This window comes from Nocardioides sp. 503 (genome assembly GCF_004522095.1).
Taxonomy (GTDB): domain Bacteria; phylum Actinomycetota; class Actinomycetes; order Propionibacteriales; family Nocardioidaceae; genus Nocardioides.
Genome location: NZ_SPUI01000002.1, coordinates 446,191 through 463,692 on the forward strand (window position 1 = coordinate 446,191; position 17,502 = coordinate 463,692).

21 protein-coding genes are annotated in these 17,502 nt (G+C 73.4%); 18 read left to right on the plus strand and 3 right to left on the minus strand.

Features of this window, described 5'->3' with window-relative positions; all coding sequences use genetic code 11:
• Positions 1 to 732 carry a ribonuclease HII gene (locus E4622_RS03135; protein WP_167735958.1) on the plus strand — a complete coding sequence of 244 codons (732 nt, stop codon included), beginning with the start codon at positions 1 to 3 and terminating at the stop codon, positions 730 to 732.
• Here the strand turns inward: E4622_RS03135 and E4622_RS03140 are convergent.
• Positions 688 to 1,464 (minus strand): DUF2071 domain-containing protein, encoded by a 777-nt coding sequence (locus tag E4622_RS03140; RefSeq protein WP_245155856.1) that lies wholly within the window; start codon positions 1,462 to 1,464, stop codon positions 688 to 690. The genes E4622_RS03135 and E4622_RS03140 overlap by 45 nt on opposite strands.
• Positions 1,465 to 1,532: 68 nt before the next feature.
• Between E4622_RS03140 and E4622_RS03145 the strand changes: the two genes are divergently transcribed.
• The 5 genes from E4622_RS03145 (at position 1,533) to E4622_RS03165 (ending at position 5,791) form a co-directional block, all read left to right on the plus strand.
• Positions 1,533 to 1,841: a DUF2469 domain-containing protein gene (locus E4622_RS03145; RefSeq protein ID WP_134738610.1), complete on the plus strand. Its 309-nt coding sequence runs from the start codon at positions 1,533 to 1,535 to the stop codon at positions 1,839 to 1,841.
• 144 nt (positions 1,842 to 1,985) lie between these two features.
• Positions 1,986 to 2,354, plus strand: coding sequence for a YraN family protein (locus E4622_RS03150; RefSeq protein ID WP_134738611.1), 369 nt, complete (start codon positions 1,986 to 1,988; stop codon positions 2,352 to 2,354).
• Positions 2,354 to 3,958, plus strand: coding sequence for a YifB family Mg chelatase-like AAA ATPase (locus tag E4622_RS03155; protein ID WP_134738612.1), 1,605 nt, complete (start codon positions 2,354 to 2,356; stop codon positions 3,956 to 3,958). The genes E4622_RS03150 and E4622_RS03155 overlap by 1 nt, the downstream gene beginning before the upstream one ends.
• Complete coding sequence (gene dprA, locus E4622_RS03160) at positions 3,955 to 5,085, plus strand: DNA-processing protein DprA (RefSeq protein WP_134738613.1); 1,131 nt, start codon at positions 3,955 to 3,957, stop codon at positions 5,083 to 5,085. Before E4622_RS03155 ends, dprA begins: the two co-directional genes overlap by 4 nt.
• Positions 5,086 to 5,155: 70 nt before the next feature.
• Positions 5,156 to 5,791 carry a hemerythrin domain-containing protein gene (locus E4622_RS03165; protein WP_134738614.1) on the plus strand — a complete coding sequence of 212 codons (636 nt, stop codon included), beginning with the start codon at positions 5,156 to 5,158 and terminating at the stop codon, positions 5,789 to 5,791.
• Positions 5,792 to 5,808: 17 nt separating this feature from the next.
• On the opposite strand, the gene E4622_RS03170 is transcribed toward E4622_RS03165, so the two are convergent.
• On the minus strand, positions 5,809 to 7,047 hold the full coding sequence (locus tag E4622_RS03170; RefSeq protein ID WP_134738615.1) for an FAD-binding protein: 1,239 nt from the start codon (positions 7,045 to 7,047) through the stop codon (positions 5,809 to 5,811).
• Between the two features lie 159 nt (positions 7,048 to 7,206).
• Here E4622_RS03170 and E4622_RS03175 point away from each other — a divergent pair, with 159 nt between their 5' ends.
• Positions 7,207 to 8,106, plus strand: a complete 900-nt coding sequence (locus E4622_RS03175) for a tyrosine recombinase XerC (protein WP_134739386.1) — start codon at positions 7,207 to 7,209, stop codon at positions 8,104 to 8,106.
• A gap of 12 nt (positions 8,107 to 8,118) precedes the next feature.
• Here E4622_RS03175 and E4622_RS03180 read toward each other — a convergent pair whose 3' ends face one another.
• The gene (locus E4622_RS03180) at positions 8,119 to 8,724 is read right to left on the minus strand and encodes a peptidoglycan DD-metalloendopeptidase family protein (RefSeq protein WP_134738616.1); all 606 of its coding nucleotides are present in this window, start codon (positions 8,722 to 8,724) and stop codon (positions 8,119 to 8,121) included.
• Positions 8,725 to 9,151: 427 nt separating this feature from the next.
• Between E4622_RS03180 and rpsB the strand changes: the two genes are divergently transcribed.
• The 11 genes from rpsB (at position 9,152) to E4622_RS03235 (ending at position 17,496) form a co-directional block, all read left to right on the plus strand.
• Complete coding sequence (gene rpsB / locus E4622_RS03185) at positions 9,152 to 10,210, plus strand: 30S ribosomal protein S2 (RefSeq protein WP_134738617.1); 1,059 nt, start codon at positions 9,152 to 9,154, stop codon at positions 10,208 to 10,210.
• Positions 10,211 to 10,317: 107 nt separating this feature from the next.
• A complete protein-coding gene (tsf, locus tag E4622_RS03190) occupies positions 10,318 to 11,130 on the plus strand; it encodes a translation elongation factor Ts (protein ID WP_134738618.1) in 813 nt (270 codons plus the stop codon).
• A gap of 116 nt (positions 11,131 to 11,246) precedes the next feature.
• Complete coding sequence (gene pyrH, locus E4622_RS03195) at positions 11,247 to 11,960, plus strand: UMP kinase (RefSeq protein ID WP_134738619.1); 714 nt, start codon at positions 11,247 to 11,249, stop codon at positions 11,958 to 11,960.
• Positions 11,961 to 12,002: 42 nt separating this feature from the next.
• Positions 12,003 to 12,557, plus strand: coding sequence for a ribosome recycling factor (gene frr, locus E4622_RS03200; protein ID WP_209021809.1), 555 nt, complete (start codon positions 12,003 to 12,005; stop codon positions 12,555 to 12,557).
• Between the two features lie 19 nt (positions 12,558 to 12,576).
• Positions 12,577 to 13,455, plus strand: coding sequence for a phosphatidate cytidylyltransferase (locus tag E4622_RS03205; RefSeq protein ID WP_134738621.1), 879 nt, complete (start codon positions 12,577 to 12,579; stop codon positions 13,453 to 13,455).
• Positions 13,452 to 13,982, plus strand: coding sequence for a histidine phosphatase family protein (locus E4622_RS03210; RefSeq protein WP_167735959.1), 531 nt, complete (start codon positions 13,452 to 13,454; stop codon positions 13,980 to 13,982). The genes E4622_RS03205 and E4622_RS03210 overlap by 4 nt, the downstream gene beginning before the upstream one ends.
• Positions 13,979 to 14,494, plus strand: a complete 516-nt coding sequence (locus E4622_RS03215; RefSeq protein WP_134738623.1) for a TspO/MBR family protein — start codon at positions 13,979 to 13,981, stop codon at positions 14,492 to 14,494. Before E4622_RS03210 ends, E4622_RS03215 begins: the two co-directional genes overlap by 4 nt.
• Before the next feature lie 20 nt (positions 14,495 to 14,514).
• Entirely contained in the window at positions 14,515 to 14,829 is a 315-nt protein-coding gene (locus E4622_RS03220) for a hypothetical protein (RefSeq protein WP_134738624.1), read from the plus strand.
• Positions 14,830 to 14,831: 2 nt separating this feature from the next.
• Positions 14,832 to 15,617 carry a prolipoprotein diacylglyceryl transferase family protein gene (locus E4622_RS03225; protein WP_134738625.1) on the plus strand — a complete coding sequence of 262 codons (786 nt, stop codon included), beginning with the start codon at positions 14,832 to 14,834 and terminating at the stop codon, positions 15,615 to 15,617.
• Positions 15,614 to 17,197, plus strand: a complete 1,584-nt coding sequence (locus E4622_RS03230; protein WP_209021766.1) for a radical SAM protein — start codon at positions 15,614 to 15,616, stop codon at positions 17,195 to 17,197. The genes E4622_RS03225 and E4622_RS03230 overlap by 4 nt, the downstream gene beginning before the upstream one ends.
• Positions 17,194 to 17,496, plus strand: a complete 303-nt coding sequence (locus E4622_RS03235; RefSeq protein ID WP_209021767.1) for a hypothetical protein — start codon at positions 17,194 to 17,196, stop codon at positions 17,494 to 17,496. The genes E4622_RS03230 and E4622_RS03235 overlap by 4 nt, the downstream gene beginning before the upstream one ends.
• The last annotated feature ends 6 nt before the right edge of the window (positions 17,497 to 17,502 follow it).

Consider the following 17,502-nt stretch of genomic DNA (forward strand, 5'->3'; position numbering starts at 1 on the left):
ATGAGCCAGCTGCCCCGTGGACTGACTGTCCGTCGCGACGCCGGCCTCTACGGCTACGAGCGCGCGCTGCGCCGCCACGGCATCGAGCCCATCGCCGGCGTCGACGAGGCCGGCCGCGGCGCCTGCGCGGGCCCCCTGGTCGCCGGCGCGGCGATCCTGCCCCCCGGCAAGGCCGGGATCGTCCCCGGGCTCGCCGACTCCAAGCTGCTCACCGAGAAGGCGCGCGAGCGCTGCTACGAGCAGGTGGTCCGCCGTGCGTCCGCGTGGGCGGTCGTCGTGGTCAGCCACGAGGAGTGCGACCGGCTCGGCATGCACGTCGCCAACGTCGAGGCGCTGCGACGCGCGGTGGCGCTGCTGGACCTGCCGCCGGCGTACGTCCTGACCGACGGGTTCCCCGTCGACGGCCTGGGGGTGCCCGGGCTCGCGGTCTGGAAGGGCGACCGGGTCGCGGCGTGCATCTCGGCGGCCTCGGTGCTGGCCAAGGTGACCCGCGACCGGCTCATGACCGAGCTCGACCGCGAGTGGCCGGCCTACGACTTCAAGACGCACAAGGGCTACATCACCGAGGGGCACTCCGCGGCCCTCGAGGAGCACGGCCCCTCGCCGGTGCACCGCATGCGCTTCGTCAACGTACGGCGCGCGGCCGGCCTGGAGCCGGCTCTCGGTGGTCCCCTGTCGGAGGCGCCGTCAGAGCCGCTGGGGCAGCCCGAAGGTCGTGCGCACGCCGGGTGAGAACAGCACCGAGTCGGGCGGCCCGTCGGTGAGACCGGGCAGACCGGCACTGGCGACCAGCTGGTCGTCGAGGTGGGTGAGCCGCGCCTCGTGCAGCGGCCAGGGTCCGTGGGTGTTGGGCACCCACCAGGTGCGTCCGAAGGCGCGGGTGTGCAGCCCGAAGCGGGCAGTGAGGAAGAGGTGCAGCCCGGTCGGCTCGGCCACCGGCTGGCCCACCACGACCTCGATCCTGGTGCGCGGGTGGCGCCCGGTGCGGCGCCGCGACTCGTAGGACACCCAGGCGCCCGTCGGGTCGCCTGCCAGCAGCGGCGTCCCGGACATCCTGGCCCACTTGTAGGGGACCCCGAAGGACGCAACGGCCGCCGCGGACACGACTGCCCGCTCCGCCTCCAGCGAGGCGAAGACCACGCCCCGCCGCCCGGAGTCGTCGACGCCGTAGAGCCGGACGTTGGTCTCCAGGAAGTCGCCCAGCCACGGCACCGGCCGGGTGTCGCCCAGCCCGGCGCCGACCATCCGGAAGGGGATCAGCCCCACCCAGGTGCTGCCGTCGTGCACGTCGGGCCGCACTCCCGGCGGCAGGAGTGGGGCCACGACGGCCGGATCGGCGCGCCAGTGCAGGAACGCGATGTCGCGCCACCACTGGTGCATGATCTGCCGCGTCGGCAGCGGCGGCCCCTGGTCGACGATCTCCCGCGGTGTTCTCCGCGTCCCGTCGCTCCCGGCTGTGGCCACACGTCTACGATGCCAGTGCGGTGGGCATCCGGCCGCGCGCGAACCGACGACGACCCGCAGGAGTGCAGATGAGCGCCGAGGAGCTCGAGAAGTACGAGACCGAGCAGGAGCTCACCCTCTACCGCGAGTACCGCGACGTCGTCGGCATCTTCAAGTACGTCGTGGAGACCGACCGCCGCTTCTACCTGTGCAACCAGGTCGACGTGAAGGCGCGCACCGAGGCCGGCGACGTCTTCTTCGAGGTCTCGATGACCGACGCCTGGGTGTGGGACATGTACCGCCCCGCCCGCTTCGCCAAGAACGTCAAGGTCCTGACTTTCAAGGACGTCAACGTCGAGGAGCTCAACACCTCGGAGATCGACCCGCCGAAGGGCTAGCGCCTCTCCCGCCTCGTGGGTCCCACGGGCAGCCACCTGCTGTCCACAGGCAGCGTCTCCGTGCCGGATCCTCCCCAGGACCGAGCCTGACGAAGGCCCGATGTCGGCTCCGCTGCCGAGGCTGTCCTTCGAGGAGGTCGGCAGATGACGACGACAGCAGCGAGCAAGCAGGCACTGGGTGCCTATGGCGAGGCGGTGGCCGCACGGCACCTGGTCGCGGCGGGGCTGAGCCTGCTCGACCGCAACTGGCGGTGCGAGGAGGGCGAGGTCGACCTGGTGCTGCGCGAGGGCGCGGTGCTGGTGGTGTGCGAGGTCAAGACCCGCAGCAGCGAGGCGTGCGGCTCGCCCCACGAGGCGGTGTCGCCGGCCAAGCTCGACCGGTTGCGCCGGCTGGCCCAGCGGTGGGCCGAGGACCACGGGGTGCGGCCGCCGGAGACGCGGATCGACCTGGTGGCCGTGCGGCGGCCGCCGCGTGGCGCGGCGCTGGTCGAGCACGTGCGGGGGATCGGCTGATGCCCTTCGCCACCGCCCACACGGTCTCGCTGCACGGCGCGATGGGGCACCTCGTGGACGTCCAGGCCGACGTGTCGCCCGGTCAGGTCGGCACGACGCTGGTGGGGCGCCCCGACGCCTCGCTGAGCGAGGCGCGCGACCGGTGCCGGATGGCGGTGATCAACAGCGAGCTGGGCTGGCCGAGCACCAAGCGGATCACGATCCTGCTCTCGCCCGCCGACCTGCTCAAGCGGGGGAGCCACTTCGACCTCGCCATCGCCGTCGCGGTGGTGGCGGCCGACGGCAAGGTGCCGACGGCCCAGCTGCAGCTGACGGCGTTCATCGGCGAGCTGACCCTCGACGGCGGGCTGCGCTGCGTGCCGGGGGTGCTGCCGATGGTGCTGGCCGCCGCGGAGCGCGGCATCGCGCGGGTCTTCGTGCCCGAGCCGCTGGCTCGGGAGGCTTCGATGGTCCCGGGCATGGACGTCTTCGGCATGCGCTCCCTGGCCCAGGTCGTCGCCGAGCTGCAGGGCGAGGACGTCCCCGAGGCCCCGCCGGTGCCGCCGATGTCGGGCAGCCGGCTGCTGGCCTGGCGCGGCTCCGAGCGCCTCGAGGAGGTCGACCTGGCCGACCTGCGCGGGATGGTCGACGCGAAGTACGCCGTCGAGGTGGCGGCCGCAGGTGGCCACCACGTGCTGCTCTCGGGTCCCAAGGGGAGCGGCAAGACCAGCATCGCCGAGCGGATCCCGACGATCCTGCCGGCGCTCACCACCGAGGAGGCGCTCGAGCTCACCGCGATCCACTCGCTGGCGGGCACCCTCGACCCCGGCGACGGGTTGCTCACGCAGGCGCCCTACGCCGCGCCCCACCACGATGCCAGCAAGGCGGCCCTGATCGGCGGCGGCAGCGGTTACATCCGTCCCGGCGAGATCAGCCGCGCCCACTGCGGCGTCCTGTTCCTCGACGAGTTCCCGCTGTTCCGCTCCGACGTCATCGAGGCGCTGCGCCAGCCGCTGGAGAGCGGCGACGTCACGATCGCCCGCCGCGAGGAGCTCGTGACCCTGCCGGCGCGCGGGATGCTGGTGCTGGCCAGCAACCCGTGCCCCTGCGGGGAGTACCACCCGCGCGCCCGCGCCAACCGCTGCACGTGCGCCGAGCGGGTCCGCCGCGACTACCGCGCCAAGATCACCGGCCCCCTGGCCGACCGGATCGACATCGTGCGCCACGTCGAGCCGGTGGCCCCGCACGAGCAGGCCGACCGGTTCGCGGTCGTGGAGCCGTCGGCCGTGGTGAGGGAGCGGGTCGCGGCGGCGCGCCGGCTCCAGGCCGAGCGCTACGCCGAGCGCAGCTGGCGACTCAACGCCCATGCGCCCGGCCCGGTCCTCCGCGATGCCTGGCCGCTCGGCCGCGAGGCGCAGCGCCGGCTCGACGACGAGCTGTTCTCGGGCCGGCTCAGCAGCCGCGGCGCCGTGCGGGTGCACCGGGTCGCGTGGACGGTCGCCGACCTGACCGCCGTACGCAGCGGGGACGAGGTGACGCCCGGCCTCGAGGAGGTCGAGACCGCCCTGCAGCTGAGGACCGGGGAGCCGCTGCCGCACCGGCGGCTGGAGGTGCGGGCCGGATGAGCGACGCCGAGCGCGTGGCGCGCGCCGCCCTCAGTCGCCTCGCCGAGCCGGGCGACCCGCGCATGACGGGGTTGGTCGCCGAGCTCGGCGCGCCGAAGCTGCACCAGCTCCTCGTCGAGCAGCGTGACCCCGGCGGCATGCTCACGGACGTGGCGGCCCGGCTGGCCTCGAGCGACCCCGAGCGCGAGCTCGACCGGGCGCAGCGGCTCGGGCTGCGCTTCGTGATCCCCTCCGACGACGAGTGGCCCCACCAGCTCGGCGACCTCGTCCTGGCCGGACCGCTGCACGAGCGGGGCGGGCCGCCGATCGGGCTGTGGGTCCGAGGGCCGGTGCGGCTCGACTCGCTGGCCGGCTCGGTGGCCGTGGTCGGCGCCCGCTCGGCCACCGGCTACGGGACGCAGGTCGCGGGCGAGCTGGCCGCCGTCGCGGCGCGCGCGGGGCGCACCGTCGTCTCGGGGGCGGCGTTCGGGATCGACCAGGCCGCCCACCGGGGCGCGGTGGCCATGGACGCTCCCACCGTCGCGGTGCTGGCCTGCGGCGCCGACCGGGTCTATCCCGCGGCCCACCAGCAGCTCATCGAGCACATCGCCGCGACGGGGGCGGTCGTCTCCGAGGCCGCGCCCGGAGGCGCGCCCACCCGGATCCGCTTCCTCGCGCGCAACCGCCTGATCGCGGCGCTCTCTCGCGGCACCGTGGTGGTCGAGGCGGCCGCCCGCAGCGGGGCCCTCAACACCGCCACCTGGGCGACCCGCCTCAACCGGATCGTCCTCGGCGTGCCCGGACCGGTGACCAGCCCGCTGTCGCAGGGCGTCCACCACCTCCTGCGCCAAGGGGCTGCGAGCCTGGTCACCAACGGCCAGGAGCTCCTCGAGATGGTCGGCGAGTCCGGTGCCCACCTCGCCGCGGAGCCGCGGGGCGAGACCCGCGCCCGAGACCGGCTGAGCTCGCGGCACCGGCAGGTCCTCGACGCGGTCCCGGTCGCGCACCCGGCGCCCACCGACTCCGTGGCCCGGACCGCCGGGCTGGGGGTCGTCGAGGTCCGCTCGGCGCTGTCCTACCTGCTCAGGACGGGTCTGGTCGAGCAGGACGACGACGGCTGGCGGCTCGCCGCCCTGGCCCACACGTGAGGGAGGTCAGGCCCGGCAGCAGGTCTGAACCGGCCTGGCGGGTCGGCCGAGGGCGTCCTAGGGTCCGCAGATGGGCACGACGATGACCATGAACCGCGTGATCCACGCCGCCGTCAGGCGCGACCTCGACCGGCTCGAGTCCGCGCTGGCGGCCTTCCCCGACGGGGACGCCGAGCGCGCCGCCGCCCTGCACCGTGCCTACGCCCAGCTCCGCGACCAGCTGCACCACCACCACGTCGGCGAGGACACCCACATCTGGCCGATGCTGGCCGGCTTCGGCGTCGACGCCGGCCTGCTCGCCGCGATGGAGTCCGAGCACCACGCCATGGCGGAGTCCCTGACGTCGGTGGCGGAGGCCCTGGACGCCCTGGCCGCCGACCCCCGCGCCGCGCTGGCCGCCACGGCTCGGGTGCGGGTCGCCGACGCCCGCGAGGTCGTCGGCCAGCACCTCACCCACGAGGAGGACGCGCTCGAGCCGGCGCTGCTGCCCTACCTCGACACCCCCGAGTGGCACGCCACGGAGAAGAAGCTGCGCACGGCGCCGCCGCGGGTGGCAGGGGAGTTCTTCGCCTGGGTCCAGGACGGGATGGCGCCCGAGCACCGCGCCTTCCTCCACGCGAGCGTCCCGAGGCCGGTCACGTTCGTGCTGGGTCGGGTGCTCGGGCGTCGCTACCACCGCGAGGTTGCCCCGACCTGGCGCTCCTGAGAGGCGCGTGCCGGCCGTCAGTGCAGGTCGAGCGTCCGTGCGAGGAAGTCGCTGCGGAAGACCCCGTCGGGGTCCAGCCGCGTGGCCAGCGTCCGGAAGTCGTCGAAGCGCGGGTAGACCTGGCGCAGCTCGGCGGCGCCCGCCACGAAGCACTTGCCCCAGTGGGGCCGGGCGCCCAGCGGCAGCAGCGCCTCCTCGATCGCCGGGAGGACGGCGTAGACACCCGGGACGTCGCGGACCCACGTGAAGTGCAGCGCGACCGCGTCGACGTCGTAGGCGCCGCTGAGCCAGAGCGGGTCGGCCGCGACGGTGCGCACCTCGCTCACCTGCAGCAGCGGGCCGAACCGGCCGGCCAGCGAGCGCAGCGCCCCGATGGCCTCGACGGCGCGCGAGCGGGGGAGGAGGTACTCGGTCTGGAGCTCCTCGCCCCGGCTCGGGGTGAACGCCATCCGGAAGTGCGGCAGCCGCTCGTGCCACGGACCCGGGACCCCGCCCTGGTCGGTGACGGCCTCCAGGTCGGCGCCCGTCAGCATGTGCAGCGTGCCGACCGCCGCGGGAGCGCCGAACAGGTCGGGGGGCGGCGTGGTGTCCCGGCTCTTGAGCCACACCTGGGCGACGTCGTCGCCGGACCAGTCGGTGAACAGGCTGACGCTGCCCGCGCTGGCCGTCAGCTCGTCGAAGCGCTCGAGGGCCATGTCCCACGGCAGGTCGGTGTAGAGGTCCTGGCGCACGTCGTAGGTCGGCTCCACGTCCAGCGTCACGTGGGTCGCGACGCCGAGGGCGCCCAGCGCGACGACGTGGCCCTCGAAGTCGGGCCCGCCGCGCCGCACGGAGTGCCGGCTGCCGTCGGCGGTCACCAGGTCCAGCCCCGCGACGGCGGCCGCGAGCGAGCCGATCCGGTCGCCCGAGCCGTGCGTGCCCGTGGCGACGGCGCCCGCGACGGAGATGTGAGGGAGCGAGGCCATGGTCGCCAGCGCCCAGCCCTGGGCGTGCAGCTCGGCCGCCAGCCGTCCGTAGGTGACCCCGCCCGCCACGCGCACCTGGCGGCGCTCGGCGTCGATGTCGATGTCCTCGGGCAGGTCGGCCGTGACCACGAGGTCACCCGCGGTGTCCGCGACGTCGGTGAAGGAGTGCCGCGAGCCGAGGGCGTGCACGCGCTCGGCGCCGGCGACGATCGTCTGCAGCTCCTCCACGGTGGTGGGGCGGTGCACCCGCGCGGCCGCGAAGCGGTGGTTACCGGACCAGTTCGTCAGCACCCGGACATCATCCCTCCCACGGAAAGCCCGGACCCGGCGCCCACCCGGCCACGCACCCTCGGCGCGGGACCGCACGGCCCGGGCGAGCGCTCCTACGCTGGGACGGTGAGCTCCGAGACCCCCGACGCCGCCCCGGACGCCGGGCTGCTGCCGGAGCCGATGGCCCGGATCCTGGGGGAGTACGAGCGGCACCTGGTCTCCGAGCGCGACCTCACCACGCACACCGTCCGCGCCTACTCCGCCGACATCGCCGCCCTGCTGGAGCACGCCACGCGGCTGGGCTGCACCGGCGTCGACGAGCTGGACCTGCGCACGCTGCGCAGCTGGCTGGCCAAGCAGCAGACGATGGGCCTGTCGCGCACGACGCTGGCGCGGCGAGCCACGGCGGCGCGGGTCTTCACCGCCTGGCTGGCCCGCACCGGTCGGGCCCCGGCCGACGTCGGCGCCTCGCTCGGCTCCCCGAAGCCGCACAAGTCGCTGCCGCCGGTCCTGCGCACCGACGAGGCTGCCGACCTGATCGCCGCGGCCGCCGCGATCGCCGACGACGGCAGCGCCGTCGGGCTGCGCGACGTCGCCATGCTCGAGCTGCTCTACGCCACCGGCATCCGCGTCGGCGAGCTGGTGGGCCTCGACCTCGACGACGTCGACCGCGACCGCAACGTGGTGCGGGTCTTCGGCAAGGGTCGCAAGGAGCGCTCGGTGCCGTTCGGCCGTCCGGCGGCGCGGGCGCTGGACTTCTGGCAGCGCCAGGGCCGACCCCGGCTGCTCGTGGAGGGCTCGGGGGCGGCGCTCTTCCTGGGCGCGCGCGGCCGGCGGATCGACCCCCGCGCCGTGCGGACCCTGGTGCACCAGCGGATCGCGGCGGTGCCCGGCGCCCCCGACATCGGGCCGCACGGGCTGCGCCACACCGCGGCGACCCACCTGCTCGAGGGCGGCGCCGACCTGCGCTCGGTCCAGGAGCTGCTCGGGCACGCGTCCCTGGCGACCACCCAGCTCTACACGCACGTGACGACCGATCGGCTGCGTCGCGCCTACCAGCAGGCGCACCCGCGCGCCTGAGGCGCGCGCGCATCATCGGCTCCTCACGATGGCGTCGCCGCCGGGCCCGGCGGCGCGTCCCACCGTGGTCGTGACCGTGGGGACGGAGTCGGGCCCGGCTCCCCGGAGCGAGAGCAGCCGCACCGGTCCGCCGCCGACCAGCAGGAGCGGGTCGAGGTAGGTCGCGCCCTCGATCCAGCCCCAGTGCAGGCAGGCGCTCGGGAAGCAGTGCGACCCGGGCAGCTGCAGGACCCCGATCCGCTCGCCCGCGGACACGTGGTCCCCGACGCCGACCTCGGCGCCGACCGGCTCGTAGGTCGTGCGCGTGGGCCCGTGGCCGACCACGACCACGCCCCGGCCGGCCAGCGGGCCGGCGTAGGTCACGCGGCCCGCCAGGGCGGCGCGCACCGGCTGACCGACGCGTCCGGCCAGGTCGACGCCGCGGTGGCCGGCGCCGTAGGGGTCCTGCGGCGGGTCGAAGCCGGCGACGACCTCCGGCGTCGGCTGCAGCGGCCAGACGCCGACGGGCTGAGGGTCCCCGGGCCCGCCGGAGGCCGCGCCGCCCCCCAGCAGGGAGAGCGCGACGCCCAGGACGACGGCGGCGAGCCCGGGGACCCGGATCGAGGGGAGGGAGACCATGCCGTCGAGGGTGCCCCCGATCCCGGACGGTCGGCCCGAGCCGGGGCTCAGGCTGTGGAGGGTCCGTGCTCGAGCGGCGCCCTGTGGACGACTGGTGGCCCGCCGCACCCGCCTGGGCCGCCCCGGTCGATTCGCGGGGACCCGCGGGACTCGACTAGTCTGGGCCCATCGGCGTGCGGTCTCGACCGCGCACCGAAATTCGCATGTTCGCCGACCACGACGAGGCTCCCGGGCCTCGACCGCCCGTGGGCGACGGTCCTCAGTCCCGCGAGACCCTCCGGTCGAGCAGGTGGGGCCGCGCGCGAGCATCAGGCACGAGCGGCATCCGCCGGTCGTGGACGAACTGAAAACTATCGGAGCCAGCCCCGGTACGCCCTGACTCAAGGGTGTGCGCACGGCGCTGATCCACCAGGAGATACGAACCACCATGGCAGTTGTCACCATGCGCCAGCTCCTCGAGAGCGGCGTCCACTTCGGGCACCAGACCCGTCGCTGGAACCCCAAGATGAAGCGCTTCATCATGACCGAGCGCAACGGCATCTACATCATCGACCTGCAGCAGTCGCTGGCCTACATCGACCGCTCCTTCGCCTTCGTCAAGGAGACCGTCGCCCGCGGCGGCACCGTGATGTTCGTGGGCACGAAGAAGCAGGCCCAGGAGGCGATCGCCGAGCAGGCGACCCGCGTCGGCATGCCCTACGTCAACCAGCGGTGGCTGGGCGGCATGCTCACCAACTTCCAGACCGTGCACCAGCGGATCAACCGTCTCAAGGAGCTCGACGAGGTCGACTTCGACGACGTCGCCGGCAGCAGCCGCACCAAGAAGGAGCTGCTGCAGATGCGTCGCGAGCGCGACAAGCTGAACAAGTCGCTCGGCGGCATCCGTGAGATGAGCCGCACCCCCAACGCGGTGTGGATCGTCGACACGAACAAGGAGCACCTCGCCGTCGAGGAGGCCCGCAAGCTGAAGATCCCGATCATCGGCATCCTGGACTCCAACTGCGACCCCGACCTGGTCGACTTCCCGATCCCGGGCAACGACGACGCCATCCGCGCGGTCGGCCTGCTGACCCGCGTGGTCGCCGACGCCGTCGCCGAGGGCCTCATCGCCCGCTCGGGCGCCAAGACCGAGAGCACCGCTCCCGGCGCGGCCGAGCCGCTGGCCGACTGGGAGCGCGAGCTCCTCGAGGGTGACGCCGAGAAGGCCGCCGAGAAGGCGACCGCCGCCGACGCCGAGGCCCCGGCCTCCGAGGCGACGGGTGCCTCCTCCGAGGGCGCCGCTGCCGCCGAGGTCGCGGACGCCGCCACCGAGGCCCCGGTCGACGCGGCCACGGAGGCCACCCCGGTCCCCGAGGCCGGCGACGCCGACGCGACGACCGACGAGGTCGCTGCCGACGTCGACGCCGCCGTCGTGGAGGCCGAGTCCGTCGACACCGCCGCCGCGGTGACGGACGCCGACCCGGCCACCGACGAGGCCAAGGCCTGACCGTTCCGGACCGCGGTGGCGCGTACGACGTACGCGCCACCGCGCCGGCAACGGCGTCGCGCACCACCCCCTGACACGTTCCGAGCCACTCTCCGAGGGAGACCCACATGGCGAACATCTCCGCCGCCGACGTCAAGAAGCTCCGTGAGCTCACCGGCGCCGGCATGATGGACTGCAAGAAGGCCCTCACCGAGGCCGACGGCGACTTCGACAAGGCCGTCGAGATCCTCCGGATCAAGGGCGGCAAGAAGATGGCCGAGCGCGCCGCCGAGCGCGAGGCCTCCAACGGCCTGGTCGCCACCTCCGGTGGTGCCCTGGTCGAGCTGCGCTGCGAGACCGACTTCGTCGCCAAGGGCGACCAGTTCGTCGAGGCCGCCCAGCAGATCGCCGACGCGGCCGACGCTGCCAAGGCCGCCGACGCCGAGGCCCTCAAGGCCGTCCAGCTCGGCGACAAGACCGTCGGCGAGGTCGTCGACGAGCTCGCCGTCTCCATCGGCGAGAAGATCGAGCTCGGTCGCGTGGCCTACTTCGAGGGCCCCACGGTCGTCTACATGCACAAGCGTGCCGCCGACCTGCCGCCCGCCGTCGGCGTGCTGGTCGAGTACGACGGTGACGCCGACGCCGCCCGCGCGGCCGCCATGCAGGTCGCCGCGATGCGCCCGCAGTACCTCACCCGTGACGAGGTCCCCGCGGACGTCGTCGCCAAGGAGCGCGAGATCGCCGAGGCGACCTCCCGCGAGGAGGGCAAGCCCGAGCAGGCGATCGCCAAGATCACCGAGGGCCGCCTCAACGGCTTCTTCAAGGACGTCGTCCTCCTGGAGCAGCCGTCGGTGACCGAGAACAAGAAGAACGTCAAGACCGTCCTCGACGAGTCCGGCACCACCCTGAAGCGGTTCGCCCGCTTCGAGGTCGGCGCCTGACCACGTAGGTTCATACCTGACGTGCTCGACGAGGAGGCCGGTTCGATGACCCAGATCTGGAGCATCGGACCGGCCTTCTCGCACGTTCCCAGCCACGACGTACGAAGGGATCCCGCGTGACCGCCTACCAGCGTGTCCTCCTCAAGCTGTCCGGCGAGGTGTTCGGCGGCGGCCAGGTCGGGCTCGACCTCGACGTCATCAACGGCATCGCCAAGGAGATCGCGGACGTCGCCCGCTCCGGGGTCCAGGTCGCGATCGTAGTCGGCGGCGGCAACTTCTTCCGCGGCGCCGAGCTGCAGCAGCGCGGCATGGAGCGCGCCCGCGCCGACTACATGGGCATGCTCGGCACCGTCATGAACTGCCTGGCCCTGCAGGACCTCATCGAGCAGCACGGCGTCGAGACCCGGGTCCAGACCGCCATCACCATGGGCCAGGTCGCCGAGCCCTACATCCCGCGCCGCGCGATCCGCCACCTCGAGAAGGGCCGCGTCGTGATCTTCGGCGCCGGCGCCGGCATGCCGTTCTTCTCCACCGACACCGTGGCCGCCCAGCGCGCGCTCGAGACCCGCTGCGAGGTCATCCTCATGGGCAAGCAGGGCGTGGACGGCGTCTACGACTCCGACCCCCACCAGAACCCCGCGGCGGTCAAGTTCGACACCCTCACGTACGACGAGTTCCTGGCGCGCGGCCTCAAGGTCGCCGACGCCACCTCGGTGAGCCTCGCGCGCGACAACAACCTCGACATGGTCTTCTTCAACCTCTCCACGCCGGGCACCATCGGCCGCGCCGTCAGCGGTGAGAAGATCGGCACCACGGTCTCGCGCGACTGAGCCGCCGCGCGCCATCTACCCACCAGCTAGGGAGCACCAGTGATCAACGACATCCTCAACGAGGCAGACTCGAAGATGGACAAGTCCGTCGAGGCCACCCGGGAGGAGTTCGCCGCGATCCGGGCAGGCCGCGCGCAGCCCAGCATGTTCAGCAAGATCACCGTGGACTACTACGGCACCCAGACCCCGCTGCAGCAGCTGGCGTCGTTCACCGCCCCCGAGGCGCGGATCATCCTGGTCCAGCCCTTCGACATCGGCGCGATGCCCGCCATCGAGCGCGCGATCCGCGACTCCGACCTCGGCGTCAACCCGTCCAACGACGGCAAGCTGCTGCGCTGCGTGTTCCCCGAGCTCACCGAGGAGCGCCGCAAGGAGTACATCAAGATCGCCAAGGCCAAGGCCGAGGACGGCCGGGTCGCGATCCGCAACCTGCGACGCACCGCCAAGCAGAACCTCGAGAAGCTCGAGAAGGACGGCGAGGTCGGCAAGGACGACGTCACCGGGGCGGAGAAGCGGCTCGACGGCGCCACCAAGAAGCACACCGACGCGATCGACGAGATGCTCAAGAACAAGGAAGCCGAGCTGCTCGAGGTCTGAGGACCCCGCACCCCACTCCATGACCTCCACCTCGCCCACGCCCGCGCCGCCGCAGAAGGACCACGGCCGCGCCGGGCGTGACCTGAAGGCCGCGGTGGGCTCCGCCGTGGTGCTGCTGGGCGCGATCGCGGCCTCCCTGTTCTTCTGGAAGCCCGCGTTCATGGTGATCGTGGTCGTCGCCGTCGTGGTGGCGATCTGGGAGCTGCGCCGCGGCTTGTCGGCCAAGGGGATCGACCTCCCCGAGGAGCCGCTCATGGTCGGCGGGGCCGTGATGGTCGTCGTGGCCTACCTGTACGGCGCCCCCGCGCTGGTCACCGCGACCGCCGTGACCGCGCTGGTCACGATGCTGTGGCTCCTGCGCCGCGGCATCGACGGCTACGTCCAGAACGCCAGCGCCTCGGTGTTCACCCTCGTCTACGTGCCGTTCCTCGGCTCGTTCGTGGCGCTCCTGCTCTCCGAGGGCGGTCTCAGCGGAGCCGGGCTCGACGACGACGGCGTCGCGGGCATCATCACCTTCATCCTGATCACGGTGTGCTCCGACACCGGCGGCTACATCGCCGGCGTGCTCTTCGGCAAGCACCCCATGGCCCCGGTCATCTCGCCGAAGAAGTCCTGGGAGGGCTTCGCCGGCTCGGTGCTGGCCACGGTCGGCGCCGGCATCGTCCTGGTCGTCCACCTCCTCGACGGCGACTGGTGGGTGGGCGCCTGCCTCGGCGTGATCGTCGCGGTGATGGCGACGCTGGGCGACCTGTGCGAGTCGGTCATCAAGCGCGACCTCGGCATCAAGGACATGAGCCAGGTCATCCCCGGCCACGGCGGCCTGATGGACCGGCTCGACTCGCTGCTCGCCACGATCGCCCCGATCTGGCTGCTGCTGCACTACCTCGTCTTCACGTGACGCTCTTCCTGGTCCGCCACGGCCGCCCCCTCGTCGAGCGTGACCGCCCGGCCGCCGAGTGGGAGCTGGACCCGGCCGGCTTCGACGACGTCTGGTCGCTGCGCGAGTCGGGCCGGCTGCCCGAGCAGGCGGCGTGGTTCTGCTCCCCGGAGCCCAAGGCGGTCGGCACCGCCCAGCTGCTCACCGAGGGCGACGTCGGCATCCTCGACGACCTGCGCGAGCACGTCCGCGCGAGCAGCGAGTGGATGGACGACTTCGACGCCGTCGTACGCCGCGCGTTCGCCGAGCCCGACCTGTCGGCGCACCCCGGGTGGGAGCCGCTGGCCGCCTGCCGCGACCGCGTCCTGCCCGCCGTACGACGCATCCTCGACGTCCACCGCGGGGAGGACGTCGTGCTCGTGGGGCACGGCACCGCCTGGACCGTGGTGGCCGCCGCGCTGACCGCGGCCGAGCCGGACCTGGACCGGTGGGCGGCCCTGGCGATGCCGGACGTGATCGCGGTGCCCGGTGCCATGCTGGGGGCATGAGTCGCACGTCGCCCTGGCAGTCCCTGCGCAGCCGTGCCGGACTGCGCAACCTCGCAGCTACGGCCGCAGCCGCCGTCACGAGCGCCGGCCTCGGCGCCGCCGCGACGGCCCCCGACACCCGCTGGTACCGCGGCCTCGAGAAGCCCCCGTGGGACCCGCCCAGCATCGCCTTCCCGCTCGTGTGGACCCCGCTCTACGCCGACATCGCGGTCACGACGGCGGCCGCGCTGACCGTCCTGGAGCAGGAGGGCCGAGACGACGAGGCCACGCGCCTGCGCTGGGTGCTCGCCACCAACCTGGTGCTCAACACCGGCTGGAGCGTGCTGTTCTGGCGCGGGCGCCGGCCCCTGCTGGCGGCCGCGTGGTGCGGGCTGCTGGCCGTGCACTCGGCCGCGTTAGCCGGTCGGGTCGGCAGGGCCGATCCGTCGTTGGGCGCCGCGCTCGCGCCGTACCCGGCCTGGTGCGGGTTCGCGACCGCCCTCAACACCTCGATCGCGCGTCGCAACGACTGACGAGGTGACATGCTGACCCCATGACCGAGCCGGGGCAGCTGCGCGGAGGCCTGATCGCGTTGGGGCTCGTCCTCGGCGCGCTGGTGTGCTGGGCCTGGATCGCCGTCTCGTTGATCCTGGGGTTCGGCGTGGCCTACGGCAACGACTCCGGCGTGCCGGCCGTGCTGGGCGTGGTGCTGGCGGCACTGCCCGTCGTCGTGGGCATCGTGCTCCTGGTGCGGCCCCGCACGCGCCAGGTCGGCGCCGGCTTCCTGATGGGCATCTCGATCGGCTTCATCGCCGGGGCCGGCGTGTGCGCCTCGCTCTTCGCGCCCGGCGCCTTCGGGAGCCTCTGAGGATGTACCCCACCCTCGGGCCCCTCCCGACGCACGAGCTCTTCGTGCTGCTGGGCGTCATCGTCGCGGGCGCCGTCTTCGCCGTCGAGGCCCGACGTCGCGGCCAGACCGACGAGCGGCTCGCCTTCGTCATCCTCGGCGCGGTCGTCGGAGGCGCGGTGTTCATGCGGCTCGGCACCTGGATGCAGCACGTCGACCTGCGCGAGAACGCCTCGCTCGCCGAGCAGTGGCTCTACGGCAACCGCTCGATCCTCGGCGGGCTGGTGGGCGCGTGGCTCGGCGTCCACGTCGCCAAGCGCGCCGTCGGCTACCGCGTCCGCACGGGCGACCTGTTCGCCCCCGCGGTCGCCCTCGGCATGGCGGTGGGCCGCATCGGGTGCCTGCTCACCGAGGCGCCCGGCACCCCCACCGCGGGCGGCTGGGGCATCACGCTCGACGCCGCGGCCGCCGAGCGGACCGGCGCCCCGGCCGGCGTCGGCCTGCACCCCTCCTTCGTCTACGAGATCGTCTTCCACCTGGTGGCGTTCGTGCTGCTGTGGTGCTGGCTGCGCCACCGCTCGCTGCCCCCGGGGGAGTCGTTCGTCTGGTACATCGGCGCCTACGGCGTCTTCCGCTTCCTCGTCGAGCTCGTCCGCGGCAACGACGTCGCCTGGGAGGGCCTGACCCGCCCCCAGCTGTTCCTGCTGGTGACCATCCCGCTGGTCCTGCTCCGCATCGCCCTCCAGGTCCGTCGCGGTGCCTACCGCGACGCCCTCCGCCCCGCCCCCCGAGAGCAGGTCCGCACGTGAGCACCCCGGTCAGCGTCACCCGAGGTCCCGGCATGCCGCTGCGCGGCGACCGGATCCACCGCTACGTCAACGCCTTCTGCCCGCTGTGCCACGAGGAGAAGCCCGACCGCGCGCTCGCCGACGTGCGCCGGCTGTCCGGGTGGCTGGTCGAGCGCGACGACCGCATCTGGCTCGAGCGCGGCTGCCCCGACCACGGCCTGGTCCGCACGATGTACGACGAGTCGCCCGAGATCCTGCGCTACCTCGAGGAGTGGACCGCCCCGACCAAGGTCCACGAGCCCGACCTGCGCGGCAACTTCAAGCCGGTGCCCTCGGCCTACGAGGACGGGCTGCCGGAGATGCAGACCCAGCACACCTGCATCCTGCTCGAGGACCTGCTCGACCACTGCAACCTCAAGTGCCCGACCTGCTTCGCGGAGTCGTCGCCGGCGCTCGCCTCCGTGGCGCCGCTCGAGCAGGTGCTGGCCTCGATCGACGCGCGGCTCTCGCGCGAGAACGGCCGCATCGACGTGCTGATGCTCTCCGGCGGGGAGCCGACCCTCTACCCTCAGCTCGCCGAGCTGCTCGAGGCCGTCGTGGCGCGGCCGGTCGTGCGGATCCTGATCAACACCAACGGCCTGATGGTCGCCCAGGACGACGCCCTGCTGGCGCTGCTGACCCAGCACCGCGAGCGGGTCGAGGTCTACCTCCAGTACGACGGTGGGTCGGCCGAGGCGTCGACGTACCACCGCGGCGCCGACATCCGCCGCTTCAAGGAGCGCGCCATCGAGCGGCTCTCGGGCGCCGGCATCTTCACCACGCTGACGATGACCGCCGCGCTGGGCGTCAACGACGACGAGATCGGCTTCGTGCTCAAGCGCGCGCTCGACACGCCCTACGTCGGCGGCGTGACCATCCAGCCGGTCTTCGGCAGCGGCCGCTCGGGCGCGATCGACCCGATGGAGCGGCTCACCCACACCGGGGTGCTGGCGCGGCTCGAGGCCCAGACCAACGGCGTGGTCACCTGGCGCGACCTCACCGCGCTGCCGTGCTCGCACCCGCACTGCTGCTCGGTGGGCTACCTCATGCGCGACGACTCCGGGTCCTGGCGCTCGCTCACCGCGCTCATCGGCCACGACAGGCTCAAGGAGTGGCTCGACCTCGAGCCCGACCTGCTCGCCAACCGGATCGCCGACGACACCATCCCCGACGCCATGCGGCAGATCGTCAAGGGCTCGCTGCTCGACCTGCTCTCCGAGCAGTCGTCGCTGTCGCACCCGTCGATGAGCACCATCTGGCGCGACATCTGCCAGAACTGCGACATCGGCATCGGCACCCTCACGGCCCTCGCCTCGAGCAAGCTGCCCGGCCAGCACCAGCGGCTCCGGCGGATGCTGGGGGAGCGGGTCCTGCGCGTGACGGTCAAGCCGTTCATGGACATGGACACGATGATCGAGGAGCGCCTGACGCAGTGCTGCGTCCACGTCGCCACGGTCAACGAGGACACCGGCGGCCACCAGTGCGCGCCGTTCTGCGCCGTCCAGGCCTGGGCCCCGCTCAGCCGCACCCGCATCTCGACCGCCACGGGCGGTCGCACGTGAGCCGTGACCCGCGCCTGGTCGAGCCCCAGCGGGTGGACCAGCACTCCGGCCACGAGTCGCCGTACGACCCGCTGCGGCTGTGCGTCTTCGCCACCGTCGCGCTGCTCGGCTGGCTCCTGGGTCCGGCGGCCGTCGTGGTGTTCGCCGTGGTGGGCTTCGTCGGCTACTGGCAGGCACGCCGTGGCGGGCTGCTGCGCTCGCGCTGCAAGCTCGGCGACACCCGGCTGGTGCTCGTCTACCTCGCGGTGGTCGCGGCTGCGGGCGGCACCGGGATCGCGCTCGGGTGGTGGGTGTGGTGACCAGGT

Bases quoted from the DNA above. Each gene is read 5' to 3' on its own strand.
- rpsB (WP_134738617.1), top strand. From the start codon at position 9,152: ATGGCAGTTGTCACCATGCGCCAGCTCCTCGAGAGCGGCGTCCACTTC.
- tsf (WP_134738618.1), top strand. From the start codon at position 10,318: ATGGCGAACATCTCCGCCGCCGACGTCAAGAAGCTCCGTGAGCTCACC.
- E4622_RS03145 (WP_134738610.1), top strand. From the start codon at position 1,533: ATGAGCGCCGAGGAGCTCGAGAAGTACGAGACCGAGCAGGAGCTCACC.
- E4622_RS03180 (WP_134738616.1), bottom strand. From the start codon at position 8,724: ATGGTCTCCCTCCCCTCGATCCGGGTCCCCGGGCTCGCCGCCGTCGTC.
- E4622_RS03175 (WP_134739386.1), top strand. From the start codon at position 7,207: ATGGCCCGGATCCTGGGGGAGTACGAGCGGCACCTGGTCTCCGAGCGC.
- dprA (WP_134738613.1), top strand. From the start codon at position 3,955: ATGAGCGACGCCGAGCGCGTGGCGCGCGCCGCCCTCAGTCGCCTCGCC.
- E4622_RS03215 (WP_134738623.1), top strand. From the start codon at position 13,979: ATGAGTCGCACGTCGCCCTGGCAGTCCCTGCGCAGCCGTGCCGGACTG.
- E4622_RS03150 (WP_134738611.1), top strand. From the start codon at position 1,986: ATGACGACGACAGCAGCGAGCAAGCAGGCACTGGGTGCCTATGGCGAG.
- E4622_RS03205 (WP_134738621.1), top strand. From the start codon at position 12,577: ATGACCTCCACCTCGCCCACGCCCGCGCCGCCGCAGAAGGACCACGGC.
- E4622_RS03135 (WP_167735958.1), top strand. From the start codon at position 1: ATGAGCCAGCTGCCCCGTGGACTGACTGTCCGTCGCGACGCCGGCCTC.
- E4622_RS03220 (WP_134738624.1), top strand. From the start codon at position 14,515: ATGACCGAGCCGGGGCAGCTGCGCGGAGGCCTGATCGCGTTGGGGCTC.
- E4622_RS03165 (WP_134738614.1), top strand. From the start codon at position 5,156: ATGGGCACGACGATGACCATGAACCGCGTGATCCACGCCGCCGTCAGG.
- E4622_RS03225 (WP_134738625.1), top strand. From the start codon at position 14,832: ATGTACCCCACCCTCGGGCCCCTCCCGACGCACGAGCTCTTCGTGCTG.
- E4622_RS03155 (WP_134738612.1), top strand. From the start codon at position 2,354: ATGCCCTTCGCCACCGCCCACACGGTCTCGCTGCACGGCGCGATGGGG.